The sequence below is a fragment of the Citrobacter sp. Colony219 genome (assembly GCF_019382635.1).
GTDB classification, from domain to species: domain Bacteria; phylum Pseudomonadota; class Gammaproteobacteria; order Enterobacterales; family Enterobacteriaceae; genus Citrobacter; species Citrobacter youngae.
Map to the genome: position 1 here is coordinate 794,178 of NZ_CP080033.1, position 25,557 is coordinate 819,734.

The window sequence follows — 25,557 nt, forward strand, 5'->3', positions numbered from 1 at the left end:
ATCGATATTCCCTCCGGCCTGCTGGCGCAGACGGGAGCGACGCCGGGGGCAGTCATCAACGCTGCGCATACTGTTACCTTTATTGCGCTCAAGCCAGGTCTGCTCACTGGTAAAGCACGCGATGTCACCGGACGTCTGCATGTTAACGCACTCGGGCTGGACGACTGGCTGGCGGGGCAGAACGCGCCGCTGCAACGTTTTGATGCTCAACAACTTGCACACTGGCTAACGCCGCGTCGACCCACCTCGCACAAGGGTTCCCACGGTCGGCTGGTGATTATCGGTGGTGATCACGGTACGGCAGGGGCAATACGCATGGCCGGGGAAGCGGCGCTGCGTGCAGGAGCCGGGCTGGTTAAAGTGTTGACGCGCAGTGAAAATATCGCGCCTATTTTGACAGCCAGACCGGAACTGATGGTCGATGCACTGACGCCGCAGACTCTGGAAGAGAGCCTAGCGTGGGCGGATGTGGTGGTGATAGGCCCAGGGCTTGGTCAGCAGGAGTGGGGCAAAAAAGCGCTGCAAAAAGTAGAGAATTTTCGCAAACCGATGCTCTGGGATGCGGATGCGCTGAACCTGCTGGCAATCAATCCCGATAAACGTCACAATCGCGTGATCACGCCGCATCCTGGTGAAGCCGCGCGGCTGCTGGGCTGTTCCATTGCAGAAATTGAAGACGATCGCTTACTTTGTGCGCAACGTCTGGTAAAACGGTACGGAGGCGTGGTTGTGCTGAAAGGCGCGGGTACGGTTGTTGCTGCTGAACAGGCTGAGCTGGGTATTATTGATACCGGCAATGCCGGGATGGCCAGCGGCGGAATGGGTGATGTGCTTTCCGGTATTATTGGCGCATTGCTCGGACAGAAGCTTACCCCGTATGATGCAGCCTGTGCGGGATGTGTTGCGCATGGTGCGGCAGCGGATGTGCTGGCGGCGCGTTTTGGTACGCGCGGCATGCTGGCGACAGATCTCTTTACCACGCTACAGCGTATTGTTAACCCTGATGTGATTGACGTTTATCATGATGAATCGAGTAATTCCACTACCTGATGAACAGGCGACTTTAGACCTGGGACTGCGGGTAGCTAAAGCCTGTGACGGCGCGACGGTAATTTATTTGTACGGCGACCTGGGGGCGGGTAAAACCACTTTCAGCCGGGGATTCCTGCAGGCGTTAGGCCACAAAGGTAATGTAAAAAGCCCCACCTACACGCTGGTTGAACCCTATGCGCTCGATAATTTGATGGTATATCACTTCGATCTGTACCGACTTGCGGACCCGGAGGAGCTGGAATTTATGGGGATCCGCGATTATTTTGCCAATGATGCCATCTGCCTGGTGGAATGGCCGCAACAAGGTAAAGGTGTACTACCAGACCCGGACGTCGAAATACACATTGAATATCAGGCGCAAGGTCGTGAGGCGCGCGTAAGTGCTGTCTCCTCATCGGGTGAATTATTGCTGGCGCGTTTAGCCGATTAACCTTAAGGGTGGCGGGATGATTTATCGCATCAGAAACTGGCTGATGGCAACCCTGGTCCTGCTGTGCGCGCAGGCAGGGGCCGCCAGCCTCTCCGATCTTCAGGTTTCCAATGGCGATCAACAGGCGCGGATTACGCTGAGCTTTATTGGCGATCCTGAATACGCCGTGACTCAGGACGGGAAACGCACCGTCTCGTTGGATATTAAACAAACCGGTGTCATTCAGGGATTACCGCTGCTGTTTAGCGGCAATAATCTGGTGAAATCTATCCGTTCCGGCACGCCAAAAGATGCGCAGTCTCTGCGCCTGGTGGTGGATTTAACCGAGAACGGCAAAGCCGAAGCCGTTAAACGTCAGAACGGTGGCAATTATACCGTTGTGTTTACCATCAAAGCGGATGCGCCGCCACCACCGCCAGTGGTGGCGAAGCGTGTTGAAGCGCCGGTTGTCGCCCCTCGTCCTGCCGAGCCTGCGCGTAACCCGTTTAAAGCGGAAAATGATCGCACGACGATCGTTACTAACAGTAATACCTCCACACGACCTGCGGCGCGCGCCAGCACCGGTAACGGCGATAAAGTGGTTATTGCCATTGATGCCGGACACGGCGGGCAGGATCCGGGGGCGATTGGCCCTGGCGGCACGCGTGAGAAAAACGTCACGATTGCCGTGGCGCGCAAACTGCGCAGCTTGCTCAATGATGACCCGATGTTTAAAGGGGTACTCACCCGTGATGGCGATTACTTTATCTCGGTGATGGGGCGTTCAGACGTCGCGCGTAAACAAAACGCCAATTTCCTGGTCTCTATTCATGCGGATGCCGCGCCAAACCGGGATGCCACCGGCGCTTCCGTCTGGGTTCTGTCAAACCGTCGGGCGAACAGTGAGATGGCCGGCTGGCTGGAACAGCACGAGAAGCAATCAGAGCTGTTGGGCGGCGCGGGCGATGTGCTGGCAAACAGCCAGTCCGATCCTTATCTCAGCCAGGCCGTGCTGGACCTGCAGTTCGGCCATTCGCAACGTGTCGGGTATGATGTGGCGACCAGCATGATCGGCCAGTTAGAACGTATTGGCTCGATGCATAAGCGTCGTCCTGAACACGCCAGTCTGGGGGTATTACGTTCGCCTGATATCCCGTCAGTGCTGGTTGAGACCGGCTTTATCAGTAACAACAGCGAAGAGCGTCTGTTGGCGAGTGATGATTATCAGCAGCAACTGGCCGAGGCGATTTACAAAGGATTGCGTAACTATTTCCAGGCGCACCCGATGCAAACCGGGCCGCAGGGCGCACAGGCGCAAACCGCCAGTGCGGTATCGCCTGGTAACACGTTAACAAATTAAGGATTAGCCATGCCGATTCAGGTTCTACCGCCACAGCTGGCGAACCAGATTGCCGCAGGCGAGGTGGTAGAACGGCCTGCGTCAGTGGTGAAAGAGCTGGTGGAAAACAGCATTGATGCTGGTGCGACGCGCATTGATATTGATATAGAGCGCGGTGGTGCGAAGCTTATCCGTATTCGTGACAACGGCTGCGGGATTAAAAAAGACGAGCTGGCGTTGGCGCTGGCGCGTCATGCCACCAGTAAAATTGCCTCGCTTGACGATCTCGAGGCCATCGTGAGCCTCGGATTTCGTGGCGAAGCGCTGGCCAGTATCAGCTCCGTCTCTCGTTTAACCCTGACGTCGCGGACACAAGAGCAGCCTGAGGCCTGGCAAGCCTATGCTGAAGGGCGCGACATGGATGTGACGGTTAAACCTGCCGCGCATCCGGTGGGTACTACGCTGGAAGTGCTGGATCTGTTTTACAACACGCCAGCCCGACGCAAATTTATGCGCACCGAGAAAACTGAATTTAATCATATTGATGAGATTATTCGCCGCATTGCGCTGGCACGTTTTGATGTGACGATTAATTTGTCACATAACGGCAAAATGGTGCGCCAGTACCGCGCTGTGGCTGCAGACGGACAGAAAGAGCGTCGACTGGGCGCGATTTGCGGTACGCCGTTTCTGGAGCATGCGTTGGCGATTGAATGGCAGCATGGTGATTTGACGCTGCGCGGCTGGGTGGCCGATCCGAACCACACAACGGCTGCGCTGGCGGAAATCCAGTACTGCTATGTGAATGGCCGGATGATGCGCGACCGGCTGATCAACCATGCTATTCGTCAGGCCTGTGAAGATAAGCTGGGAGCCGATCAACAACCCGCTTTTGTGCTGTATCTGGAAATCGACCCGCATCAGGTGGATGTTAACGTACATCCTGCCAAACATGAGGTCCGTTTTCATCAATCCCGCCTGGTGCACGATTTTATTTACCAAGGCGTGTTGAGCGTCCTGCAGCAGCAGCTTGAAACATCACTGCCGTTGGCTGACGACAATGAGCCTGCCCCAAGGCACATCCCGGAAAACCGTGTCGCCGCCGGACGTAACCATTTTGCCGAACCGACTCCCGCGCGCGAACCAGCGACACCGCGTTACTCTGCTTCCACTGGCGCTGGAAGCGGCAGTAGTGGCGCAGGCCGTCAGGCAGCGAGCTGGCCGCATGCCCAGCCTGGATATCAAAAGCAGCAGGGCGAAATTTATCAGCGCCTGCTGCAGACACCGGCTCCAATGCACAAACCACCGGTCACTGAAACGCCGGCAGCACCTCTTACCGGTAACAGTCAAGGGTTTGGAAGGGTGCTGACTATCGTAGGGACCGACTGTGCATTACTGGAAAGCGATAGCCAGATTCGGCTGCTGGCGTTACCTGTTGCGGAACGGTGGTTGCGGCAGGCGCAGCTTACGCCCGGCCAGGCCCCTGTTTGCGCTCAGCCATTGCTGATCCCGTTACGTCTAAAAGTCACCGCTGATGAAAAAGCAGCGTTGCAAAAAGGGCAGAGCCAACTGGCCGATTTGGGGATTGAATTTCAGCTGGATGCGCAGCATGTGACCATCCGGGCGGTGCCTTTACCCTTACGCCAACAAAATTTACAAATCTTGATTCCTGAACTGATAGGCTACCTGGCGCAGCAAACCGTATTCGAAGCGGGCAACATTGCGCAGTGGATTGCACGTAACCTGATGAGCGAGCATCCGCAGTGGAGTATGGCCCAGGCGATTACTCTGTTGGCGGATGTTGAGCGGCTATGCCCACAACTCGTGAAGGCACCGCCGGGTGGTCTGTTACAACCTGTTGATTTACATTCGGTAATGAACGCCCTGAAACATGAGTGATACCTGTAAGGCGAGCCTGCCAAAGGCGATTTTTTTGATGGGGCCAACGGCCTCCGGTAAAACAGCATTAGCAATTGAATTGCGTAAAGTTTTGCCCGTAGAGTTGATAAGCGTTGATTCCGCCCTTATTTACAAGGGGATGGATATCGGCACCGCGAAGCCTGATGCTAATGAATTGAAGGCCGCACCACACCGATTGCTGGATATTCGTGATCCGGCGCAAGCGTATTCTGCTGCGGATTTTCGTCGCGATGCGCTAGCCGAGATGGCCGATATCACTGCAGCGGGGCGTATCCCACTGTTAGTGGGTGGCACTATGTTATATTTCAAAGCCTTGCTTGAAGGGTTGTCACCGTTACCGTCGGCAGATCCGGAGGTCAGGGCCAGAATCGAGCAGCAGGCGGCAGAGCTTGGATGGGACGCGTTACACCGACAGCTTCAGGAGATTGACCCGGTAGCTGCAGCGCGGATTCATCCAAATGATCCGCAAAGACTTTCCCGGGCACTGGAAGTTTTTTTCATTTCGGGTAAAACTTTAACGGAGCTGACGCAAACGTCAGGAGATGCTTTGCCGTATCAGGTGCACCAGTTTGCGATCGCTCCGGCGAGCCGTGAATTGCTCCATCAGCGAATTGAGCAGCGTTTTCATCAGATGTTAGCTTCAGGTTTTGAAGCAGAAGTCCGGGCGCTTTTTGCCCGAGGAGATTTGCATACGGATTTGCCTTCCATTCGTTGTGTCGGGTATCGCCAGATGTGGTCATACATTGAAGGCGAAATTTCATACGATGAAATGGTTTATAGAGGTGTTTGCGCCACGAGGCAGTTAGCGAAGCGGCAGATAACCTGGTTGCGTGGTTGGGAAGGGGTGCACTGGCTTGACAGTGAAAAGCCTGACCAGGCGCGAAACGAAGTATTACAGGTTGTTGGTGCTATCGCGAACTGAATGTGTACAATTGAAACGTATCGTGCGCAATTTTTCAGAACCATAAGGTTCAAAGTACAAATAAGCATATAAGGAAAAGAGAGAATGGCTAAGGGGCAATCTTTACAAGATCCGTTCCTGAACGCACTGCGTCGGGAACGTGTTCCAGTTTCTATTTATTTGGTGAATGGTATTAAGCTGCAAGGTCAAATCGAGTCTTTTGATCAGTTCGTGATCCTGTTGAAAAACACGGTCAGCCAGATGGTTTATAAGCACGCGATTTCTACTGTTGTCCCGTCTCGCCCGGTTTCTCATCACAGCAATAATGCCACCGGCGGCACTGGCAGCAACTACCATCACGGTAGCAACGCGCAAGGTTCATCTGCGCAACAGGACAGCGAAGAAACCGAATAAGGTTGTTAGCTGTTTTACACACGGGGAGCCAGCGATCCTGCGTTCCCCGTTGATATATATTAAGGGGTTGACGCTTGTTTGACCGTTATGATGCCGGTGAGCAGGCGGTACTGGTACACATCTATTTTTCGCAAGACAAAGATATGGAAGACCTCCAGGAGTTTGAATCTCTGGTTTCTTCCGCCGGTGTCGAAGCAATGCAGGTGATTACCGGGAGCCGTAAAGCACCGCACCCGAAGTATTTTGTTGGTGAAGGTAAGGCAATCGAAATTGCCGAAGCCGTAAAAGCGACTGGCGCTGCGGTGGTGATTTTTGATCATGCTCTAAGCCCTGCCCAGGAACGTAACCTGGAACAGTTGTGCCAGTGTCTTGTTATCGACAGGACTGGTCTTATTTTAGATATTTTTGCCCAGCGTGCGCGGACCCATGAGGGTAAGTTGCAGGTTGAGCTGGCGCAGTTGCGCCATATGGCTACACGCCTGGTCCGTGGCTGGACTCACCTTGAAAGGCAAAAGGGCGGGATTGGTTTGCGTGGTCCGGGTGAAACCCAGCTCGAAACTGACCGTCGTTTGCTGCGTAATCGCATTTTGCAAATACAGTCGCGCCTGGAAAAAGTTGAAAAGCAACGTGAGCAGGGGCGGCAGTCGCGCAAGAAAGCGGATGTCCCAACCGTATCACTGGTGGGATATACCAACGCCGGAAAATCCACCCTGTTCAACCAGATAACCGAAGCCCGGGTTTACGCAGCGGACCAGCTGTTTGCGACCCTGGACCCGACGCTGCGCCGAATAGACGTAGCGGACGTCGGTGAAACCGTGCTGGCGGATACCGTAGGGTTTATCCGTCATTTACCGCACGACCTGGTGGCGGCGTTTAAAGCCACCCTGCAGGAAACTCGTCAGGCGACATTGCTGCTGCACGTCATTGATGCAGCAGATTTTCGTGTGCAGGAAAACATTGAGGCCGTCGACACGGTGCTCGAAGAGATCGATGCGCATGAGATCCCGACTCTGTTGGTGATGAATAAAATCGATATGCTGGATGATTTTGAACCGCGTATCGACAGAGATGAAGAGAATAAACCGATTCGCGTTTGGGTTTCAGCGCAAACGGGAATAGGTATACCACAGCTTTTTCAGGCTTTGACAGAGCGACTTTCCGGTGAGGTTGCGCAACATACGTTGCGTTTGCCGCCGCAGGAAGGGCGACTGAGAAGCCGGTTTTACCAACTTCAGGCAATAGAGAAAGAGTGGATGGAGGAGGACGGCAGCGTAGGTCTGCAGGTTCGTATGCCGATCGTAGACTGGCGTCGCCTCTGTAAACAAGAACCGGCACTGGAAGACTATGTTGTCTGACCTGACGGATATGGCCTGAAGATTTTTTCGCCTCTATTCCTCGTGGATTTTATGCGGCAGAAAGGCGGCAAGTCCTGAAATCTCCAGGTGCATAGTCAACTATGTGACTGGGGTTGAAAGATGTAGCCAACGCATCTGCAGCGCAAAAAACGCAGGTATAGCATCGCATAACAAATATGGAGCACAAACATGGCGTGGAATCAGCCCGGTAATAACGGACAAGACCGCGACCCCTGGGGAAGCAGCAAACCTGGCGGCAACCCTGAGGGAAATGGAAACAAAGGTGGTCGCGAGCAGGGACCTCCCGATCTGGACGATATCTTCCGCAAACTGAGTAAAAAGCTCGGTGGTCTGGGTGGCGGTAAAGGTACTGGTTCTGGCGGTGGTAGTTCATCGCAAGGCCCGCGTCCGCAACTGGGCGGTCGAGTCTTTACTATCGCAGCGGCCGCCATCGTCATTATCTGGGCGGCTAGCGGTTTCTATACCATTAAAGAAGCGGAACGTGGCGTGGTGACACGCTTCGGTAAATTCAGCCATTTGGTTGAACCGGGTCTGAACTGGAAACCGACCTTTATCGATGAAGTGACACCGGTCAACGTTGAAGCCGTGCGTGAACTTGCCGCATCCGGCGTTATGCTGACCTCTGACGAAAACGTCGTGCGCGTCGAAATGAACGTACAGTACCGCGTGACCGATCCGCAGCGTTACCTGTTTAGCGTAACCAGTGCGGATGACAGTTTGCGTCAGGCAACTGACAGCGCCCTGCGTGGGGTTATCGGTAAATACACCATGGACCGTATCCTGACCGAAGGGCGTACCGTTATTCGTAGCGATACCCAGCGTGAACTGGAAGAAACGATCCGTCCGTACAACATGGGTATCACCTTGCTGGACGTCAACTTCCAGGCAGCACGTCCACCGGAAGAGGTAAAAGCGGCGTTTGACGATGCTATCGCAGCCCGTGAAAACGAGCAGCAGTACATCCGTGAAGCAGAAGCGTACACCAACGAAGTTCAGCCGCGTGCAAACGGTCAGGCTCAGCGTATCCTGGAAGAAGCGCGTGCGTATAAGACTCAGACCATCCTGGAAGCACAGGGTGAAGTGGCTCGCTTCGCAAAAATTCTGCCGGAATATAAAGCCGCACCGCAAATTACCCGCGAGCGTCTGTATATCGAAACCATGGAAAAAGTGCTGAGCAATACCCGCAAAGTCCTGGTTAACGATAAAGGCAGCAATCTGATGGTTCTGCCGCTGGATCAAATGCTGAAAGGTGGTAGTGCGCCAGCAGCAAAGACTGACAGCAGTTCAAACCTGTTGCGTCTGCCGCCAGCAACGACTTCCAGCACTGGAGCAAGCAATACATCGTCCACCAGTCAGGGCGATATTATGGACCAACGCCGCGCGAATGCGCAGCGTAACGACTACCAGCGTCAGGGGGAATAACGATGCGTAAGTCAGTTATTGCGATTATCATCATCGTTCTGGTAGTTCTGTTCATGTCTGTCTTTGTGGTCAAAGAAGGCGAGCGCGGTATTACTCTGCGCTTTGGTAAAGTTCTGCGTGACGATGAAAACAAGCCGCTGGTCGTTGCACCAGGCCTGCACTTCAAGATTCCGTTTATTGAATCTGTGAAGATGCTCGATGCGCGTATTCAGACCATGGACAACCAGGCCGATCGCTTTGTTACCAAAGAGAAGAAAGACCTGATTGTTGACTCCTACATCAAGTGGCGCATCAGTGACTTTAGCCGTTACTACCTGGCAACGGGCGGTGGCGATGTTTCTCAGGCGGAAGTCCTGCTGAAACGTAAGTTCTCTGACCGTCTGCGTTCTGAAATTGGTCGTCTGGACGTGAAGGACATCGTTACCGATTCCCGCGGTCGTCTGACCCTGGAAGTTCGTGACGCGCTGAACTCCGGCTCTGCTGGCACGGAAGATGAAGTGGCGACTCCGGCAGCAGATAGCGCGATTGCCGAAGCGGCTGAACGTGTTCAGGCTGAAACGAACGGTAAAGTACCGGTCATCAACCCGAACAGTATGGCGGCATTGGGCATTGAAGTGGTTGACGTGCGTATTAAGCAAATCAACCTGCCTGCTGAAGTGTCCGAGGCTATCTACAACCGTATGCGCGCTGAGCGTGAAGCGGTAGCACGTCGCCATCGTTCACAAGGTCAGGAAGAGGCGGAAAAACTGCGTGCAACGGCGGACTATGAAGTCACTAAAACGCTGGCAGAATCTGAGCGTCAGGGCCGAATCATGCGCGGTGAAGGCGATGCAGAAGCCGCTAAATTGTTTGCCGATGCGTTTAGTCAGGATCCTGACTTCTACGCCTTCATCCGTAGCCTGCGTGCTTACGAGAAGAGCTTCGAAGGCAACCAGGACGTGATGGTCATGAGTCCGGACAGCGATTTCTTCCGCTACATGAAGACACCGAGTTCCGCGACACGCTAATCTCGCTCCAGCGGTTTTAAAGCAGCAAAACCACCGGCATCCCCAGGGATGCGGTGGTTTTCTTTTTATATAAGGGCGATGGATGAATTCAACAATTTTGCTGGCGCTCGCGCTGGTTTTGGTGCTGGAAGGGCTGGGTCCGATGCTTTATCCCAGCGCATGGAAGAAAATGATCTCTGCAATGGCGCAACTTCCCGAAAATATTTTGCGTCGTTTTGGTGGAGGTCTTGTGGTTGCGGGCGTTGTGGTCTACTACATGTTGAGGAAAACGATTGGCTGATTAATAAGTAGACTAATTTGCNGGATTTTGCATGCAAAAAGTGCTGTATATCTGAAAAAGCGGTGGTAGAATCCATTTTTAAGCAAACGGTGATTTTGAAAAATGGGTAACAACGTCGTCGTACTGGGCACCCAATGGGGTGACGAAGGTAAAGGGAAGATCGTCGATCTTCTGACTGAACGGGCTAAATATGTTGTGCGCTACCAGGGTGGTCACAACGCAGGCCATACTCTCGTAATCAACGGTGAAAAAACCGTCCTCCATCTTATTCCATCAGGTATTCTTCGCGAGAATGTCATCAGCATCATCGGTAACGGTGTTGTTCTGTCTCCGTCCGCGCTGATGAAAGAAATGAAAGGACTGGAAGATCGTGGTATCCCGGTTCGCGAGCGCCTGCTGCTGTCTGAAGCTTGTCCGCTGATCCTTGATTATCACGTTGCGTTGGATAACGCTCGTGAGAAAGCGCGTGGCGAGAAAGCGATCGGTACTACCGGTCGTGGTATCGGTCCGGCTTATGAAGACAAAGTAGCTCGTCGTGGTCTGCGCGTTGGCGATCTGTTTGATAAAGCAACCTTCGCTGAAAAACTGAAAGAAGTGATGGAATATCACAACTTCCAGCTGGTGAATTTCTATAAAGTTGAAGCAGTTGACTACCAGAAAGTGCTGGATGATGTGATGGCTATCGCCGACATCCTGACCTCGATGGTTGTTGATGTTTCCGATCTGCTGGACCAGGCGCGTAAGCGTGGCGATTTCGTCATGTTTGAAGGTGCGCAGGGTACGCTGCTGGATATAGACCACGGTACCTATCCGTACGTAACGTCCTCCAACACCACCGCAGGTGGCGTGGCAACCGGCTCCGGCCTGGGCCCACGTTATGTGGACTACGTTCTGGGTATCATCAAAGCTTACTCTACTCGTGTAGGTGCGGGTCCGTTCCCGACTGAACTGTTTGATGACGTTGGCGAGTTCCTGTGCAAACAAGGTAACGAGTATGGCGCGACCACCGGTCGTCGTCGTCGTACCGGCTGGCTGGACTCCGTTGCTGTACGCCGTGCAGTACAGATTAACTCCCTGTCTGGCTTCTGCCTGACCAAACTGGACGTACTGGACGGTTTGAAAGAGGTGAAAATCTGTGTCGCTTACCGTATGCCGGATGGCCGTGAAGTAACGACTACTCCGCTGGCAGCAGACGACTGGAAAGGTATTGAGCCGATTTACGAAACCATGCCGGGCTGGTCTGAATCTACCTTCGGCGTGAAGGAACGTAGCGGTCTGCCGCAGGCTGCACTGAACTACATCAAGCGTATTGAAGAACTGACTGGTGTGCCGATTGATATTATCTCAACTGGCCCAGACCGTACTGAAACCATGATCCTGCGCGACCCGTTCGACGCATAATTCTGGTTATAGCGTGGCGTCGAATGGCGCTACGCTTGCAATATCTCAAGCCGGATAAGGTGCTTTGCATCAGAATCCGGCTTAAAATCACGTAAGTTCCTCGCTTTTTTCCTTCCCGAACTGAAATAAATTAGCGACCTGGCTGGTGGCTGGTTTATCATCAATATAATTAATACCACCAGGTTTATCCGTTTTATCCCTTTTCCTGAGGTTGATGTGCAGTTAACAAGTTTCACCGATTACGGATTACGTGCGCTAATCTACATGGCGTCACTTCCCGAAGGACGTATGACCAGTATTTCTGAGGTGACAGAAGTCTACGGCGTGTCCCGTAATCATATGGTCAAAATAATCAATCAACTTAGCCGGGCGGGCTTTGTTACTGCTATTCGAGGAAAAAATGGCGGTATCCGCTTGGGTAAACCCGCTAAGGATATTGGTATTGGTGATGTGGTTCGCGAGCTGGAACCCTTATCGTTGGTCAACTGTAGCAGCGAGTTTTGCCACATTACCCCGGCCTGTCGACTCAAACAGGCGCTTTCTAAGGCAGTGCAAAGTTTTCTCACGGAGCTGGACAACTACACACTTGCTGATTTGGTTGAAGAGAATCAACCGCTTTATAAATTATTGCTGGTGGAGTAATGAAGTCCAAAGTATTTCGCGTCGCATCGCGGCGGCAACTGAGCGACTCCCGGGAGCTTACAAAAGTAAGTGACTGAGGGGGAGCAAAGGCAGCCAACAAAGAGGCGTCGTGAAAGACGAAGGAATTCCATCAGAGCTGACAATGGAGGAACCTCGATGTCACAAGATCCTTTCCAGGAACGCGAAGCAGAAAAATACGCGAATCCTATCCCGAGCCGGGAATTTATCCTCGAACATTTAACTAAACGTGAAAAACCGGCCAACCGCGATGAGCTGGCCGCTGAACTCAACATTGAAGGTGAAGAGCAGCAAGAAGCGCTGCGTCGCCGCCTGCGCGCCATGGAGCGTGACGGGCAACTGGTCTTCACCCGCCGTCAGTGCTATGCGCTGCCAGAACGTCTTGACCTGCTGAAAGGCACCGTTATTGGCCACCGTGATGGCTACGGCTTTCTGCGCGTTGAAGGCCGCAAAGATGACCTGTACCTGTCCAGCGAGCAGATGAAAACCTGCATTCATGGCGATCAGGTACTGGCACAGCCGCTGGGCGCGGACCGTAAAGGTCGTCGCGAAGCGCGTATTGTGCGCGTCCTGGTGCCAAAAACCAGCCAGATTGTTGGTCGCTACTTCACCGACGCTGGCGTTGGGTTTGTTGTCCCTGACGACAGCCGCCTGAGCTTCGATATCCTGATCCCGCCGGAAGAGGTGATGGGGGCTCGTATGGGCTTTGTGGTGGTGGTTGAACTCACCCAGCGCCCGACTCGCCGTACCAAAGCGGTGGGTAAAATTGTTGAAGTGCTGGGCGATAATATGGGCACCAGCATGGCCGTTGATATGGCTCTGCGTACTCATGAAATTCCCTATATCTGGCCGCAGGCAGTAGAGAAACAGGTCGCCGGCCTGAAAGAAGAAGTACCGGAAGAAGCGAAAGTCGGGCGTGTTGATTTGCGCGATTTGCCGCTGGTTACTATCGATGGTGAAGATGCGCGTGATTTCGATGATGCCGTCTATTGCGAGAAGAAACGTGGCGGCGGCTGGCGTTTATGGGTGGCAATTGCCGACGTAAGCTATTACGTTCGCCCGCCGACTCCGCTGGACCAGGAAGCCCGCAGCCGCGGCACATCCGTCTACTTCCCATCGCAGGTTGTTCCGATGCTGCCGGAAGTGCTGTCTAACGGATTGTGTTCGCTCAACCCGCAGGTGGACAGGTTGTGTATGGTCTGCGAAATGACCATTTCGTCGAAAGGCCGTTTAACCGGCTTTAAATTCTACGAAGCGGTCATGAGTTCCCATGCTCGTCTGACTTACACCAAGGTCTGGCACATGCTGCAGGGCGACCAGGAACTGCGTGAGCAGTACGCGCCGTTGGTTAAACACATTGAAGAGCTGCACAACCTCTACAAAGTGCTGGATAAAGCGCGTGAAGAGCGTGGTGGTATCTCGTTTGAAAGTGAAGAAGCGAAGTTTATCTTCAATGCTGAACGCCGTATTGAGCGTATCGAGCAGACGCAACGTAATGACGCGCACAAACTGATTGAAGAGTGCATGATCATGGCGAACATCTCAGCGGCGCGATTCGTTGAGAAAGCCAAAGAGCCCGCGCTGTTCCGTATTCACGATAAGCCGACGACCGAAGCGATTAACTCGTTCCGTTCCGTGCTGGCGGAGCTGGGACTGGAGCTGCCTGGCGGCAACAAACCGGAGCCACGTGATTACGCGGAACTGCTGGAGTCGATTGCTGACCGACCTGACGCAGAAATGCTGCAAACCATGCTGCTGCGTTCGATGAAGCAAGCGATTTACGATCCGGAAAACCGTGGGCACTTTGGTCTGGCGCTGCAATCTTATGCGCACTTTACCTCGCCGATTCGTCGTTACCCGGATCTCTCCTTGCACCGGGCAATTAAGTATCTGCTGGCGCAGGAGCAGGGCCATAAAGGCAACACCACGGAAACCGGTGGCTACCATTATTCGATGGAAGAGATGCTGCAATTGGGTCAACACTGTTCAATGGCAGAGCGCCGTGCTGACGAAGCCACGCGCGATGTCTCTGACTGGCTGAAGTGCGACTTCATGCTGGATCAGGTGGGTAATGTCTTTAAAGGCGTGATTGCCAGCGTGACGGGTTTTGGCTTCTTTGTCCGCCTTGATGAGCTGTTTATCGATGGTCTGGTGCATGTCTCCTCCCTGGATAACGACTACTATCGTTTCGACCAGGTTGGGCAGCGCCTGACGGGGGAATCCAGCGGTCAAATGTATCGCCTGGGCGATCGGGTGGAAGTCCGTGTGGAAGCTGTCAATATGGACGAGCGTAAAATCGACTTCAGTTTGATCTCCAGCGAACGTGCGCCGCGCAATGAAGGTAAAACCGCGCGCGAAAAAGCGAAAAAAGGCGATGCGGGTAAAAATACCGGTAAACGTCGTCAGATGGGCAAAAAGGTGAATTTCGAGCCGGACAGCGCTTTCCGCGGCGAGAAGAAAGGCAGAGCCAAACCTCAGGCGGATAAGAAAGCGGCTGAGAAGAAAGGCGATAAAAAAGCGAAAAAGCCATCGGCAAAAACGCTTAAAATCGCTGCCGCCACCAAAGCTAAACGTGCAGCGAAAAAGAGCGTCGCACAATAACCGCCACAAACAGTAAGTCGGGCAACCCCGCGTTGCCCGCGTTACGCATAAACTATTAACGAGTACATTCATGAGTGAAATGATTTACGGCATCCATGCGGTGCAGGCTTTGCTGGAACGTGCGCCGGAGCGCTTCCAGGACGTCTTTATTCTCAAAGGTCGTGAAGATAAACGCCTGCTGCCGCTGATCCACGCACTGGAAGCACAGGGTGTTGTCATCCAGTTGGCTAACCGCCAGTTCCTGGATGAGAAAAGCGAGGGTGCGGTACATCAGGGAATTATTGCTCGCGTGAAACCGGGTCGTCAGTACCAGGAAAACGATCTGCCGGATCTGATTGCTACACTCGATCAGCCGTTCTTTTTGATCCTCGATGGCGTCACCGACCCGCATAACCTGGGCGCATGTTTGCGTAGCGCCGATGCTGCCGGCGTGCATGCGGTTATCGTACCGAAGGATCGTTCTGCGCAGCTGAATGCGACGGCGAAAAAAGTCGCCTGTGGCGCGGCAGAAAGCGTACCGCTGATCCGCGTGACCAACCTGGCGCGCACCATGCGTATGTTGCAGGAAGAGAACATCTGGATCGTTGGTACCGCAGGCGAAGCTGACCATACGTTGTATCAGAGCAAAATGACCGGACGTCTGGCGCTGGTAATGGGTGCAGAGGGCGAAGGTATGCGCCGTCTGACCCGTGAACACTGTGATGAACTGATCAGCATCCCAATGGCCGGGAGCGTTTCATCGCTTAACGTCTCTGTTGCGACGGGAATTTGCCTGTTTGAAGCTGTTCGTCAACGCGGGTAATTGATTCCTCCTTCTCTTAAGCCATCCTTCGGGATGGCTTTTTTGTGACCTTAATCCCAGGCACTCTCTTCTCTGACTGGCCATACTTAAGGCGACGGCCATTGACGAAGGGAGACACAATGCACTGGCAAACGCATACCGTTTTTAACCAACCTGTACCGCTCAATAACAGCAACTTATACCTGTCAGATGGCGCACTGTGCGAAGCGGTCAATCGCGAAGGCGCAGCTTGGGACAGCGATCTCCTCGCCAGTATTGGTCAGCAGTTAGGGACTGCAGAATCGCTCGAATTGGGTCGGTTAGCTAACGCTTATCCACCCGAACTGTTGCGCTACGACCCGCAGGGGCAGCGGCTGGATGATGTGCGGTTTCATCCCGCCTGGCATTTGCTGATGCAGGGATTGTGCGCCAACCGCGTACATAACCTGGCCTGGGAAGAGGAGGCCAGGCAGGGCTCGTTTGTTGCCCGGGCTGCCCGTTTCATGCTGCATGCGCAGGTGGAAGCGGGCACCTTGTGTCCGGTGACCATGACGTTTGCCGCCACGCCGCTGTTGCTCCAAATGTTACCTGCACAATTTCACGACTGGTTGACGCCGCTGCTAAGCGACCGTTATGACTCGCATTTACTGCCCGGAGGGCAAAAGCGTGGGTTGCTGATCGGTATGGGGATGACGGAGAAGCAGGGTGGCTCAGATGTGCTGAGCAATACCACTCAGGCAGAACGTCTTGCAGACGGCGCGTATCGGCTGGTGGGACATAAGTGGTTTTTCTCCGTACCGCAAAGCGATGCCCATTTGGTGCTGGCCCAGGCAAAGGGCGGTTTATCCTGTTTTTTTGTACCGCGATTTTTACCCGATGGGAGCCGGAATGCGATTTGCCTTGAACGACTGAAAGATAAGTTAGGCAACCGCTCCAACGCCAGCTGCGAGGTTGAATTCCACGATGCGATCGGCTGGCTATTGGGTGAAGAAGGGGAAGGTATCCGCCATATCCTGAAAATGGGCGGGATGACGCGTTTTGACTGCGCGCTCGGCAGTCACGGCATGATGCGACGTGCTTTTTCCGTGGCGATTTACCATGCGCATCAGCGGCAGGTATTTGGTAAACCTTTGATCGAACAACCGATGATGCGTCAGGTACTAAGCCGAATGGCGTTGCAACTGGAAGGGCAGACCGCGCTACTGTTTCGGCTGGCGCGAGCCTGGGATCGTCGTACCGATACGAAAGAAGCGCTGTGGGCCAGATTATTCACACCCGCAGCGAAATTTGCCATCTGCAAAAATGGCATGCCGTTCGTTGCCGAGGCGATGGAAGTACTGGGCGGGATTGGCTACTGCGAGGAGAGCGAGCTACCGCGCCTGTACCGTGAGATGCCGGTAAACAGTATCTGGGAAGGCTCCGGCAACATTATGTGCCTTGATGTATTGCGGGTACTGACAAAACAACCCGGCATCTACGATATGCTCAGCGAAGCCTTTGCGGAGGTAAAGGGACAAGATCGGCATTACGATCGAATGGTGCGCAAGCTGCAGCAGCATTTACGTAAACCCAGCGAGGAGTTGGGACGGGAGATTACGCAGCAATTGTTCCTGCTCGGCTGCGGGGCGCAGATGTTGCGTTATGCCTCTCCGCCAGTCGCGCAAGCCTGGTGTCAGATGATGCTGGATACGCGTGGTGTAACACAGTTTTCTGCACAGGTGCAGGGTGATTTGCTGCTGCGGGCGACGGGAGGAATACGGTAATACTATGCCAGATGGCGATGCTGTCGCGTCGTATCCTGTCTACGTTCAATACAGGCAGGATACGTTTACGCCATCCGGCAATCTGTTATGCATAAAGTATGGCCTGTACGCGCCAGTTATCTGGCTGCTGTTCTTCGTACATCTGAATAATCCGGTACCATGAGGCACCTTGTTCATCCGCTTTTAACGCGATTACACGTTCTACATCCTGCGGATTCCCTGCAATGTTACTGACAGAGATCAGGCCAATTTCGTTCAGGCCCGTAACGCAGTCAGCACTGGCGAACTCGGCAGACTGCGCCGTTGTACCTACCAGTCCGGCAGAAAACAGCAGTGAGGATAAGGCAAGTGATTGTTTCATCGTCAGCTCCATTATTCGTACCCCTACACATGGCAGGGCATTCCATCGCGATAATAAACCTCAAGCTCCCTGCTGTTGGTTTATTGTGCACAGGTAAACGCATAGGGGCGCAAAGCAATGTAAAGCTGACTAAATTTCAAGCCAATGTTATTTACGATACAAAATAGCTTGTGAATACCATTGGCCTGTCACGATGGTCTCATCAACTAATAAGACAACGTAATAATCAGCTTTAGCCGCGACGGCTTTGGCACGGATCTCTGCCAGCGCATCATCTGGAGAGCCTCTTACCAGCGCATTGACTGTCCCTATTCGCTGCAACCCGTTGCTTTGGTCGCGGCGGATCTCTTGCGGGTGGTCGGCTACGGGCGGTGCAGGTTGTGGTGTACCCTGTAACACGCTACAGGCGCTTAAAAACGTCACCAGCAACAAAGAGGCAAACCGACGCATAACTCTATCTCGTTTCCTGATAGCCATAGTGTAGTGCCTTATTAAATTCCCTTTAGGGGAATGTTCCCGAATTGTTATCTCTCACGCGATTTTCGAATGAAAATGTTGCGAAAGCGTAACCCAGTTCTCAACATTATGAATCATTGCCGAACACATTCGCTTGCGTTAAGTATTGCTGCATGGCATACCAGAAAGAAAGAGGCGACAAATGATCGAAATTGAAACACGACAGTTGGCGGGTATCCCTGTCCTGCACGCCGTTCCGGCTGGCAAACGCGAATGTTCACTCCCTTGTATTATCTTCTATCACGGGTTTACCTCTTCAAGCCTGGTCTACAGCTATTTTGCCGTTGCTCTGGCTCAGGCTGGATTCCGGGTCGTGATGCCAGATGCGGCCGATCATGGTGCCCGCTTCACTAGTGATGCACAGGGGAGAATGTACCGCTTCTGGCAGATTTTGCAGCAAAATATGCAGGAGTTTACGACGTTACGTGCGGCGCTGGTGGCGGAAAATTGGCTATCAGATGAACGACTTGCCGTTGCGGGGGCGTCAATGGGAGGAATGACGGCGTTGGGCATTATGGCCCGCCACCCCGAGGTTAAATGTGTAGCCAGCCTGATGGGGTCGGGCTATTTTACCCGGCTTGCGCAGACGCTTTTTCCTCCTTTACAGGTTCAGACCCCAGAGCAACAGGCGGAATTTGATGCCGTTATCGCCCCGCTTGCCGAATGGGATGTTACGCATCAGTTGCCACGCCTCGCCGACAGGCCGTTGCTGCTGTGGCATGGACAGGATGATGATGTTGTACCGGCTGTTGAAACCTTTCGCTTACAGCAATCGCTGATTCAGGCAGGTTTGGACAACAATCTGACCTGCCTGTGGGAAGCGGGTGTCCGACACCGCATCACGCCAGAAGCGCTGGCTGCGACGGTAGCATTTTTCCGCCAGCACCTCTAAACCCGCAAAATGTTCACGCCCTGAGCTTCAAGCTGTTGCAGAATCTCAGGGTTCGCGTTTTTACCGGTAATCAGCGTATCGATTTGATCGGCGCGACTGAACAGCATTCCCGCGCGTTCACCGACCTTACTGCTATCGACCAGTACCACCAGTTTGCCCACCACGTTAAGCATCTTCTGCTCGGCCATCGCGGTCAGCATATCGGTTTTATACAGTCCGTCCGCAGTCAATCCTTTACCGCTGGTAAACATCCAGTGTCCGGCATACAGGCTATTTTCACTGCCTTGTGGGCTAAGCGTGATGGATTGGCTTTTGTTGTATTGCCCGCCCATGATGATCACGCTGTCATGCTCCTGGTCGATCAGATAGTTTGCCAGCGGCAGATAGTTGGTGATGATCTGCACCGGCTTGCCGCACATTTCACGACCCAGCAGGAAAGCGGTCGATCCGCAGTTGATCACCACGCTTTCTCCCGCATTCACAAGCTGGGATGCCGCCTTGGCAATACGGACTTTTTCATCGTGGTTCTGCGCCTGGTGTAAATTCATTGGCGTCCAGCGTGGACGCTGCTGGGTAATAGCTTCTGCGCCGTTGCGGACTTTCTTGAGTTTGCCGCTTTCGTCGAGTTTGTTGATGTCCCTACGCGCCGTTGCGGGTGAAATCCCCAGACGCTCAATTACGTTCTCAACGGTAACAAAGCCCAACTGCGCCAGCATATCCAGCAATATTTGATGTCTTTGTGCTTCAGTCATGAGCTATTCCGATACAAATTGATTTGAAAAGATGATATTTGAAATAGCCTGGAAATACTAAAGTAAAAGGGAAAAAATGCCGGGATAGCCCGGCATTTTGTGTGGATCACAGGAAGGATTTAAACGGTAAATCCGGCTCAATCGTGAAACAGTCATCAAAGCCGCGCGGATAGTGATATTCAAAGTTATCTTTGTCCAGCGGCCAGGTGAATTTGCCGCCTACCTGCCAGATGAATGGCTTAAAGCCATACTTAAGGCGATCTTTTTTCATCTCCCACAGGACGCGGATCTCCTGTGGGTCGGCCTGAAAGTTTGACCAGATGTCATGATGGAAAGGGATCACGACTTTTGTATTCAGCGCTTCCGCCATACGCAGCATGTCGGCGCTGGTCATTTTGTCCGTAATCCCACGCGGATTCTCGCCGTAGGAGCCGAGCGCGACGTCGATCTGATATTCGTTGCCATGTTTCGCATAGTAGTTGGAGTAGTGCGAATCACCGCTGTGGTACAGCGTACCGCCCGGCGTTTTGAACAGGTAGTTAACTGCACGTGCATCCATGCCGTCAGGCAGGACGCCTGCTGCTTTTTGATCTGCAGGCAAGGTGATTAATGCAGTACGATCAAACGCGTCGAGCGCATGAATCTCAATATCGTTTACTTTAACTACGTCGCCCGGTTTCACCACGATGCAGCGTTCTTTTGGCACACCCCAACCGATCCACAGATCCACGCAGGTTTGTGGGCCGATAAATGGCACGTCGTCGGCGCAGTTCTGCATGACGGCTGCCGCAACATTCACGTCGATGTGATCGTTATGATCGTGCGTCGCCAGTACCGCATCGATCTGTCGAATGGCAAACGGATCAAGAACAAACGGCGTGGTGCGCAGGTTAGGCTGCAGTTTTTTTACCCCAGCCATACGTTGCATTTGGTGGCCGGTTTTCATCAGCGGGTTGCCGTGACTCTGTTTACCCGTGCCGCACCAGAAATCGACGCAGATGTTAGTCCCGCCTTCCGACTTCAGCCAAATTCCGGTACAGCCAAGCCACCACATAGCGAAAGTGCCTGGTGCGACCTGTTCCTGTTCGATCTCTTCATTCAGCCAGCTTCCCCACTCCGGGAATGTACTCAGGATCCATGATTCACGCGTGATGCTTTTTACTTTACTCATCGCATTTACCTTCATTTTTGTTCAAATTAAATCAATATGTGATTTGTTTTGATTAATCCTGACATTATTTTTTCATATTGGCAATGGGGGATTTTTGAGCTTTGTGCGGATAACAGAAAAGGTAATGTAATGATTTTAGGTGATTTTACGCTATTCCGCTTTCTGTAATTCATTGATTTAATTGGTATTGAATGTTTTTCATAGCATTGAATAATTACCCATTCTTCAAATGTGGTAATTATTTGCGTACTGCATCACATTTAATCAAATTTAATCTTGTTGTGATTACTTTTGAAAATTACAGTGAGTGCACAACATCCTGGCGTGTGGAAAGCCCGGCAACTTCGTCTACTGGAGATCGTTATGGAGATCCTCTACAACATCTTTACCGTCTTTTTTAATCAGGTTATGACCAACGCCCCGCTGTTGCTGGGGATTGTGACCTGTCTTGGCTATATCCTGTTGCGTAAAAGTGTCAGCGTTATCATTAAAGGCACGATCAAAACGATTATCGGTTTTATGCTGCTGCAGGCGGGATCTGGCATTCTCACCAGCACGTTCAAACCGGTAGTGGCGAAGATGTCCGAGGTTTACGGTATCAATGGCGCGATCTCCGATACCTATGCTTCCATGATGGCAACCATCGGACGTATGGGGGATGCCTATAGCTGGGTAGGGTACGCGGTACTGTTGGCGCTGGCGCTAAACATTTGTTACGTACTGCTACGGCGGATAACCGGTATTCGCACCATCATGCTGACCGGGCACATCATGTTCCAGCAGGCGGGCCTGATTGCCGTCTCTCTCTACATCTTTGGTTATTCCATGTGGACGACCATCATCTGCACTGCGGTGCTGGTGTCGCTCTACTGGGGTATTACCTCCAATATGATGTACAAACCGACCCAGGAAGTGACCGACGGTTGCGGCTTTTCCATCGGTCACCAGCAGCAGTTCGCCTCGTGGATTGCCTACAAAGTCGCGCCTTACCTGGGTAAGAAAGAGGAGAGCGTGGAAGATCTCAAGCTGCCAGGCTGGCTGAATATCTTCCATGACAACATCGTTTCTACCGCGATAGTGATGACCATTTTCTTCGGCGCGATCCTGCTCTCTTTTGGCATTGATGTGGTTCAGACTATGGCGGGTAAAACCCACTGGACAGTCTATATCCTGCAGACTGGTTTTTCGTTCGCCGTCGCTATTTTCATCATCACCCAGGGTGTACGTATGTTCGTTGCTGAACTTTCAGAAGCGTTCAACGGTATCTCTCAACGTTTGATTCCCGGCGCGGTGCTGGCCATCGACTGCGCGGCGATTTATAGCTTTGCTCCTAACGCGGTGGTCTGGGGCTTTATGTGGGGCACTATCGGCCAACTGATTGCGGTGGGCATCCTTGTGGGCTGCGGCTCCTCCATCCTGATTATCCCAGGCTTTATCCCGATGTTCTTCTCGAACGCCACTATCGGCGTATTTGCTAACCACTTTGGCGGCTGGCGCGCGGCGCTCAAGATTTGCCTGGTGATGGGGATGATCGAAATCTTTGGCTGCGTCTGGGCGGTGAAGCTTACCGGTATGAGTGCCTGGATGGGCATGGCGGACTGGTCAATTCTGGCGCCGCCGATGATGCAGGGTTTCGCCTCCATCGGCATCGTGTTTATGGCCGTCATTATTCTGATTGCACTGGCTTATATGTTTTTCGCAGGGCGTACGTTGCGCGCTGAGGAAGACGCAGAAAAACAACTGGCAGAACACTCTGCTTAAAAAGGAGTTCCGATTATGACCGTACGTATTCTGGCTGTATGTGGCAATGGGCAGGGCAGTTCCATGATCATGAAAATGAAGGTGGATCAGTTTTTAACCCAGTCAAATATCGACCATACGGTAAACAGCTGTGCCGTGGGGGAATACAAAAGTGAACTGAGCGGCGCAGATATCATCATCGCCTCTACCCATATTGCCGGCGAGATTACCGTATCTGGCAATAAATATGTTGTCGGCGTGCGCAACATGCTGTCTCCCGCCGATTTTGGACCAAAACTGCTGGAAGTGATCCAAGCGCATTTCCCACAGGACGTGAAGTAAGGACGCACCATGAAACTACGTGATTCGCTGGCAAACAATAATTCCATCCTTTTACAGGCCGAGGCCAGCACCTGGCAGGAAGCGGTAAAGCTTGGCGTGGATCTGCTGGTTAAGGCTGATGTGGTTGAACCACGCTACTACCAGGCCATCCTTGATGGCGTTGAGCAGTTTGGCCCGTACTTTGTGATTGCGCCAGGCCTGGCGATGCCTCACGGCCGTCCGGAGGAAGGAGTCAAGAAAACCGGTTTTGCGCTGGTGACGCTGAAAACGCCGCTGGTGTTTAACCACGAAGATAACGACCCGGTCGATATTCTGATCACGATGGCGGCAGTTGACGCCAACACGCATCAGGAAGTAGGCATCATGCAGATCGTGAATCTGTTTGACGACGAAGCCAATTTCGACCGTTTACGCGCCTGCCGCACCGCGCAGGAAGTGCTGGATTTAATTGATAACGCCACTGCGGCGGCTGTTTAAAAGGATACCAAAATGTCATTACCTATGTTGCAGGTAGCGCTGGATAACCAATCAATGTCTTCCGCGTATGAAACGACGCGTCTGATTGCCGAAGAGGTCGATATCATTGAGGTGGGTACGATTCTTTGCGTGGCAGAGGGCGTTCGTGCCGTTCGCGATCTGAAGGCGCTTTACCCGCATAAAATAGTGCTGGCGGACGCTAAAATTGCCGACGCGGGCAAAATCCTCTCCCGCATGTGTTTCGAAGCCAACGCTGACTGGATTACTGTCATCTGCTGTGCCGATATCAACACCACCAAGGGTGCGCTGGAGGTGGCGAAAGAATTTAACGGTGACGTACAGATTGAACTGACCGGCTACTGGACCTGGGAGCAGGCGCAGGAGTGGCGTGACGCGGGTATTGGGCAAGTTGTCTATCACCGCAGTCGTGATGCGCAGGCGGCAGGCGTGGCGTGGGGAGAGGCGGATATCAGTGCGATCAGGCGTTTGGCCGATATGGGCTTTAAAGTTACCGTTACTGGTGGTCTGGCGCTGGAGGATCTGCCGCTGTTCAAAGGGATCCCGATTCACGTCTTTATCGCTGGTCGCAGCATTCGCGACGCCGCTTCTCCGGTTGAGGCCGCTCGTCAGTTTAAACGTTCCATCGCCCAGTTGTGGGGATAAGGAGCGGCTATGTTGTCGAAACAGGTCCCGCTCGGTATTTATGAAAAAGCACTCCCCGGCGGGGAGTGCTGGCTCGAACGCTTGCAACTGGCGAAGGAACTGGGCTTTGACTTTGTCGAAATGTCGGTTGATGAAACCGATGCCCGTCTGGCGCGTCTTGACTGGAATCGCGAGCAGCGACTGGCGCTGGTGGCGGCTATCGCCGAGACAGGGATACGAGTACCGTCCATATGCCTGAGCGCTCATCGTCGTTTCCCGCTTGGCAGCGAAGATGATGCGGTACGCGAACAGGGGCTGGAAATTATGCGTAAAGCCATTCAGTTTGCGCAGGATATTGGTATTCGCGTTATTCAACTGGCGGGTTACGACGTCTATTACCAGCAGGCCAATAACGAAACGCGTCGTCGGTTTCGCGATGGGCTAAAAGAGAGCGTGGAGATGGCGAGCCGTGCGCAGGTGACGCTGGCGATGGAAATCATGGATTATCCGTTGATGAATTCGATCAGCAAGGCGTTGGGTTACGCCCACTATCTCAACAATCCGTGGTTCCAGCTGTATCCCGATATTGGCAATTTGTCGGCGTGGGATAACGACGTGCAGATGGAACTGCAGGCTGGGGTAGGCCATATCGTCGCGGTACACGTGAAGGATACCAAACCTGGCGTATTCAAAAATGTGCCGTTTGGTGAAGGAGTCGTTGATTTCGAACGTTGTTTTGCGACGCTCAAACAGAGTGGATACTGCGGGCCATACCTGATTGAGATGTGGAGTGAAACGTCGGATGACCCGGTACGTGAAGTTGCGAAGGCGCGCGATTGGGTGAAAACGCGTATGGCCAACGCAGGTCTGGTGGAGGCGGTGTAATGCAAAAACTTAAACAGCAGGTTTTTGAGGCTAACATGGATCTGCCGCGCTACGGGCTGGTGACATTTACCTGGGGCAACGTCAGCGCCATTGACCGTGAACGTGCGCTGGTGGTGATCAAGCCCAGCGGCGTCGCCTACGAGCACATGGCCGTTGATGATATGGTCGTGGTCGATATGTCAGGGAAGGTGATAGAAGGCGGCTTTCGTCCTTCTTCCGATACCGCCACCCATCTGGCGCTCTACCAGCGTTATCCGTCGCTGGGGGGAGTCGTGCATACGCACTCTACTCATGCCACGGCCTGGGCGCAGGCGGGGCTGGCGATCCCGGCACTGGGTACCACTCACGCGGACTACTTCTTTGGCGATATTCCCTGTACCCGGGCTTTAACTGAAGCTGAAGTTCAGGAGGAGTATGAACTTAATACCGGTAGGGTGATTATTGAAACGCTG

Annotated in this window: 26 protein-coding genes; 22 read left to right on the forward strand and 4 right to left on the reverse strand. The window is 53.1% G+C overall.

What is annotated here, in order from left to right:
• From JTI85_RS03450 to JTI85_RS03520, 15 genes are all read left to right on the forward strand, one after another.
• The coding region (locus tag JTI85_RS03450) for an NAD(P)H-hydrate dehydratase (RefSeq protein WP_255575076.1) at positions 1 to 1,050 on the forward strand (1,050 nt) is incomplete at its 5' end.
• The gene (gene tsaE, locus JTI85_RS03455) at positions 1,022 to 1,483 is read left to right on the forward strand and encodes a tRNA (adenosine(37)-N6)-threonylcarbamoyltransferase complex ATPase subunit type 1 TsaE (RefSeq protein WP_048212897.1); all 462 of its coding nucleotides are present in this window, start codon (positions 1,022 to 1,024) and stop codon (positions 1,481 to 1,483) included. The genes JTI85_RS03450 and tsaE, both read left to right, overlap by 29 nt.
• 16 nt (positions 1,484 to 1,499) lie before the next feature.
• Positions 1,500 to 2,822, forward strand: a complete 1,323-nt coding sequence (amiB, locus tag JTI85_RS03460; protein ID WP_219352118.1) for an N-acetylmuramoyl-L-alanine amidase AmiB — start codon at positions 1,500 to 1,502, stop codon at positions 2,820 to 2,822.
• A 9-nt stretch (positions 2,823 to 2,831) separates the two neighbouring features.
• Positions 2,832 to 4,700: a DNA mismatch repair endonuclease MutL gene (gene mutL / locus JTI85_RS03465; RefSeq protein WP_116361040.1), complete on the forward strand. Its 1,869-nt coding sequence runs from the start codon at positions 2,832 to 2,834 to the stop codon at positions 4,698 to 4,700.
• Positions 4,693 to 5,643, forward strand: coding sequence for a tRNA (adenosine(37)-N6)-dimethylallyltransferase MiaA (gene miaA, locus JTI85_RS03470; protein WP_137345709.1), 951 nt, complete (start codon positions 4,693 to 4,695; stop codon positions 5,641 to 5,643). The genes mutL and miaA overlap by 8 nt, the downstream gene beginning before the upstream one ends.
• 84 nt (positions 5,644 to 5,727) lie before the next feature.
• Positions 5,728 to 6,036, forward strand: a complete 309-nt coding sequence (gene hfq / locus JTI85_RS03475) for an RNA chaperone Hfq (protein WP_003025584.1) — start codon at positions 5,728 to 5,730, stop codon at positions 6,034 to 6,036.
• 74 nt (positions 6,037 to 6,110) lie between these two features.
• Positions 6,111 to 7,391 carry a ribosome rescue GTPase HflX gene (gene hflX, locus JTI85_RS03480; RefSeq protein ID WP_003025589.1) on the forward strand — a complete coding sequence of 427 codons (1,281 nt, stop codon included), beginning with the start codon at positions 6,111 to 6,113 and terminating at the stop codon, positions 7,389 to 7,391.
• A 189-nt stretch (positions 7,392 to 7,580) separates the two neighbouring features.
• Positions 7,581 to 8,834 (forward strand): FtsH protease activity modulator HflK, encoded by a 1,254-nt coding sequence (gene hflK, locus JTI85_RS03485; protein WP_003025593.1) that lies wholly within the window; start codon positions 7,581 to 7,583, stop codon positions 8,832 to 8,834.
• Positions 8,835 to 8,836: 2 nt separating this feature from the next.
• Entirely contained in the window at positions 8,837 to 9,841 is a 1,005-nt protein-coding gene (gene hflC / locus JTI85_RS03490; RefSeq protein WP_003025595.1) for a protease modulator HflC, read from the forward strand.
• Positions 9,842 to 9,923: 82 nt separating this feature from the next.
• Positions 9,924 to 10,121 carry a DUF2065 family protein gene (locus JTI85_RS03495; protein WP_003025602.1) on the forward strand — a complete coding sequence of 66 codons (198 nt, stop codon included), beginning with the start codon at positions 9,924 to 9,926 and terminating at the stop codon, positions 10,119 to 10,121.
• A gap of 102 nt (positions 10,122 to 10,223) precedes the next feature.
• On the forward strand, positions 10,224 to 11,522 hold the full coding sequence (gene purA / locus JTI85_RS03500) for an adenylosuccinate synthase (RefSeq protein ID WP_003025606.1): 1,299 nt from the start codon (positions 10,224 to 10,226) through the stop codon (positions 11,520 to 11,522).
• A gap of 216 nt (positions 11,523 to 11,738) precedes the next feature.
• A complete protein-coding gene (gene nsrR, locus JTI85_RS03505) occupies positions 11,739 to 12,164 on the forward strand; it encodes a nitric oxide-sensing transcriptional repressor NsrR (RefSeq protein WP_003025609.1) in 426 nt (141 codons plus the stop codon).
• Positions 12,165 to 12,320: 156 nt separating this feature from the next.
• Entirely contained in the window at positions 12,321 to 14,783 is a 2,463-nt protein-coding gene (rnr, locus tag JTI85_RS03510) for a ribonuclease R (RefSeq protein ID WP_199982334.1), read from the forward strand.
• A 70-nt stretch (positions 14,784 to 14,853) separates the two neighbouring features.
• Positions 14,854 to 15,585 carry a 23S rRNA (guanosine(2251)-2'-O)-methyltransferase RlmB gene (gene rlmB, locus JTI85_RS03515; RefSeq protein ID WP_003830482.1) on the forward strand — a complete coding sequence of 244 codons (732 nt, stop codon included), beginning with the start codon at positions 14,854 to 14,856 and terminating at the stop codon, positions 15,583 to 15,585.
• Positions 15,586 to 15,704: 119 nt separating this feature from the next.
• Positions 15,705 to 17,327 (forward strand): isovaleryl-CoA dehydrogenase, encoded by a 1,623-nt coding sequence (locus tag JTI85_RS03520; protein WP_121585377.1) that lies wholly within the window; start codon positions 15,705 to 15,707, stop codon positions 17,325 to 17,327.
• An 85-nt stretch (positions 17,328 to 17,412) separates the two neighbouring features.
• Here JTI85_RS03520 and yjfN read toward each other — a convergent pair whose 3' ends face one another.
• Together yjfN and bsmA are read right to left on the reverse strand one after the other, a co-directional pair.
• A complete protein-coding gene (yjfN, locus tag JTI85_RS03525; protein ID WP_082193776.1) occupies positions 17,413 to 17,688 on the reverse strand; it encodes a DUF1471 family protease activator YjfN in 276 nt (91 codons plus the stop codon).
• Positions 17,689 to 17,835: 147 nt separating this feature from the next.
• Positions 17,836 to 18,165, reverse strand: a complete 330-nt coding sequence (gene bsmA, locus JTI85_RS03530) for a biofilm peroxide resistance protein BsmA (protein ID WP_040232967.1) — start codon at positions 18,163 to 18,165, stop codon at positions 17,836 to 17,838.
• A 181-nt stretch (positions 18,166 to 18,346) separates the two neighbouring features.
• Here bsmA and yjfP point away from each other — a divergent pair, with 181 nt between their 5' ends.
• Positions 18,347 to 19,096: an esterase gene (yjfP, locus tag JTI85_RS03535; RefSeq protein WP_219352120.1), complete on the forward strand. Its 750-nt coding sequence runs from the start codon at positions 18,347 to 18,349 to the stop codon at positions 19,094 to 19,096.
• Here the strand turns inward: yjfP and ulaR are convergent.
• Entirely contained in the window at positions 19,093 to 19,848 is a 756-nt protein-coding gene (gene ulaR / locus JTI85_RS03540) for an HTH-type transcriptional regulator UlaR (protein ID WP_061067103.1), read from the reverse strand. The genes yjfP and ulaR overlap by 4 nt on opposite strands.
• A gap of 106 nt (positions 19,849 to 19,954) precedes the next feature.
• Positions 19,955 to 21,019 (reverse strand): L-ascorbate 6-phosphate lactonase, encoded by a 1,065-nt coding sequence (gene ulaG, locus JTI85_RS03545; protein ID WP_048212879.1) that lies wholly within the window; start codon positions 21,017 to 21,019, stop codon positions 19,955 to 19,957.
• A gap of 363 nt (positions 21,020 to 21,382) precedes the next feature.
• Between ulaG and ulaA the strand changes: the two genes are divergently transcribed.
• From ulaA to araD, 6 genes are all read left to right on the forward strand, one after another.
• The gene (gene ulaA / locus JTI85_RS03550) at positions 21,383 to 22,780 is read left to right on the forward strand and encodes a PTS ascorbate transporter subunit IIC (RefSeq protein WP_219352559.1); all 1,398 of its coding nucleotides are present in this window, start codon (positions 21,383 to 21,385) and stop codon (positions 22,778 to 22,780) included.
• 15 nt (positions 22,781 to 22,795) lie between these two features.
• The gene (ulaB, locus tag JTI85_RS03555) at positions 22,796 to 23,101 is read left to right on the forward strand and encodes a PTS ascorbate transporter subunit IIB (RefSeq protein ID WP_115601100.1); all 306 of its coding nucleotides are present in this window, start codon (positions 22,796 to 22,798) and stop codon (positions 23,099 to 23,101) included.
• A 9-nt stretch (positions 23,102 to 23,110) separates the two neighbouring features.
• Positions 23,111 to 23,578: a PTS ascorbate transporter subunit IIA gene (gene ulaC, locus JTI85_RS03560; RefSeq protein ID WP_048212878.1), complete on the forward strand. Its 468-nt coding sequence runs from the start codon at positions 23,111 to 23,113 to the stop codon at positions 23,576 to 23,578.
• Positions 23,579 to 23,590: 12 nt separating this feature from the next.
• Complete coding sequence (gene ulaD / locus JTI85_RS03565) at positions 23,591 to 24,241, forward strand: 3-keto-L-gulonate-6-phosphate decarboxylase UlaD (RefSeq protein ID WP_115643999.1); 651 nt, start codon at positions 23,591 to 23,593, stop codon at positions 24,239 to 24,241.
• 9 nt (positions 24,242 to 24,250) lie between these two features.
• Positions 24,251 to 25,105 (forward strand): L-ribulose-5-phosphate 3-epimerase, encoded by an 855-nt coding sequence (locus JTI85_RS03570; RefSeq protein ID WP_061067105.1) that lies wholly within the window; start codon positions 24,251 to 24,253, stop codon positions 25,103 to 25,105.
• Positions 25,105 to 25,557: L-ribulose-5-phosphate 4-epimerase AraD (araD, locus tag JTI85_RS03575; protein WP_255575082.1), on the forward strand; the 453-nt coding region annotated here is incomplete at its 3' end. The genes JTI85_RS03570 and araD, both read left to right, overlap by 1 nt.

Bases quoted from the DNA above. Each gene is read 5' to 3' on its own strand.
- tsaE (WP_048212897.1), top strand. From the start codon at position 1,022: ATGATGAATCGAGTAATTCCACTACCTGATGAACAGGCGACTTTAGAC.
- amiB (WP_219352118.1), top strand. From the start codon at position 1,500: ATGATTTATCGCATCAGAAACTGGCTGATGGCAACCCTGGTCCTGCTG.
- mutL (WP_116361040.1), top strand. From the start codon at position 2,832: ATGCCGATTCAGGTTCTACCGCCACAGCTGGCGAACCAGATTGCCGCA.
- miaA (WP_137345709.1), top strand. From the start codon at position 4,693: ATGAGTGATACCTGTAAGGCGAGCCTGCCAAAGGCGATTTTTTTGATG.
- hfq (WP_003025584.1), top strand. From the start codon at position 5,728: ATGGCTAAGGGGCAATCTTTACAAGATCCGTTCCTGAACGCACTGCGT.
- hflK (WP_003025593.1), top strand. From the start codon at position 7,581: ATGGCGTGGAATCAGCCCGGTAATAACGGACAAGACCGCGACCCCTGG.
- hflC (WP_003025595.1), top strand. From the start codon at position 8,837: ATGCGTAAGTCAGTTATTGCGATTATCATCATCGTTCTGGTAGTTCTG.
- JTI85_RS03495 (WP_003025602.1), top strand. From the start codon at position 9,924: ATGAATTCAACAATTTTGCTGGCGCTCGCGCTGGTTTTGGTGCTGGAA.
- purA (WP_003025606.1), top strand. From the start codon at position 10,224: ATGGGTAACAACGTCGTCGTACTGGGCACCCAATGGGGTGACGAAGGT.
- rnr (WP_199982334.1), top strand. From the start codon at position 12,321: ATGTCACAAGATCCTTTCCAGGAACGCGAAGCAGAAAAATACGCGAAT.
- rlmB (WP_003830482.1), top strand. From the start codon at position 14,854: ATGAGTGAAATGATTTACGGCATCCATGCGGTGCAGGCTTTGCTGGAA.
- JTI85_RS03520 (WP_121585377.1), top strand. From the start codon at position 15,705: ATGCACTGGCAAACGCATACCGTTTTTAACCAACCTGTACCGCTCAAT.
- yjfN (WP_082193776.1), bottom strand. From the start codon at position 17,688: ATGAAACAATCACTTGCCTTATCCTCACTGCTGTTTTCTGCCGGACTG.
- bsmA (WP_040232967.1), bottom strand. From the start codon at position 18,165: ATGGCTATCAGGAAACGAGATAGAGTTATGCGTCGGTTTGCCTCTTTG.
- yjfP (WP_219352120.1), top strand. From the start codon at position 18,347: ATGATCGAAATTGAAACACGACAGTTGGCGGGTATCCCTGTCCTGCAC.
- ulaR (WP_061067103.1), bottom strand. From the start codon at position 19,848: ATGACTGAAGCACAAAGACATCAAATATTGCTGGATATGCTGGCGCAG.
- ulaG (WP_048212879.1), bottom strand. From the start codon at position 21,019: ATGAGTAAAGTAAAAAGCATCACGCGTGAATCATGGATCCTGAGTACA.
- ulaA (WP_219352559.1), top strand. From the start codon at position 21,383: ATGGAGATCCTCTACAACATCTTTACCGTCTTTTTTAATCAGGTTATG.
- ulaB (WP_115601100.1), top strand. From the start codon at position 22,796: ATGACCGTACGTATTCTGGCTGTATGTGGCAATGGGCAGGGCAGTTCC.
- ulaC (WP_048212878.1), top strand. From the start codon at position 23,111: ATGAAACTACGTGATTCGCTGGCAAACAATAATTCCATCCTTTTACAG.
- ulaD (WP_115643999.1), top strand. From the start codon at position 23,591: ATGTCATTACCTATGTTGCAGGTAGCGCTGGATAACCAATCAATGTCT.
- JTI85_RS03570 (WP_061067105.1), top strand. From the start codon at position 24,251: ATGTTGTCGAAACAGGTCCCGCTCGGTATTTATGAAAAAGCACTCCCC.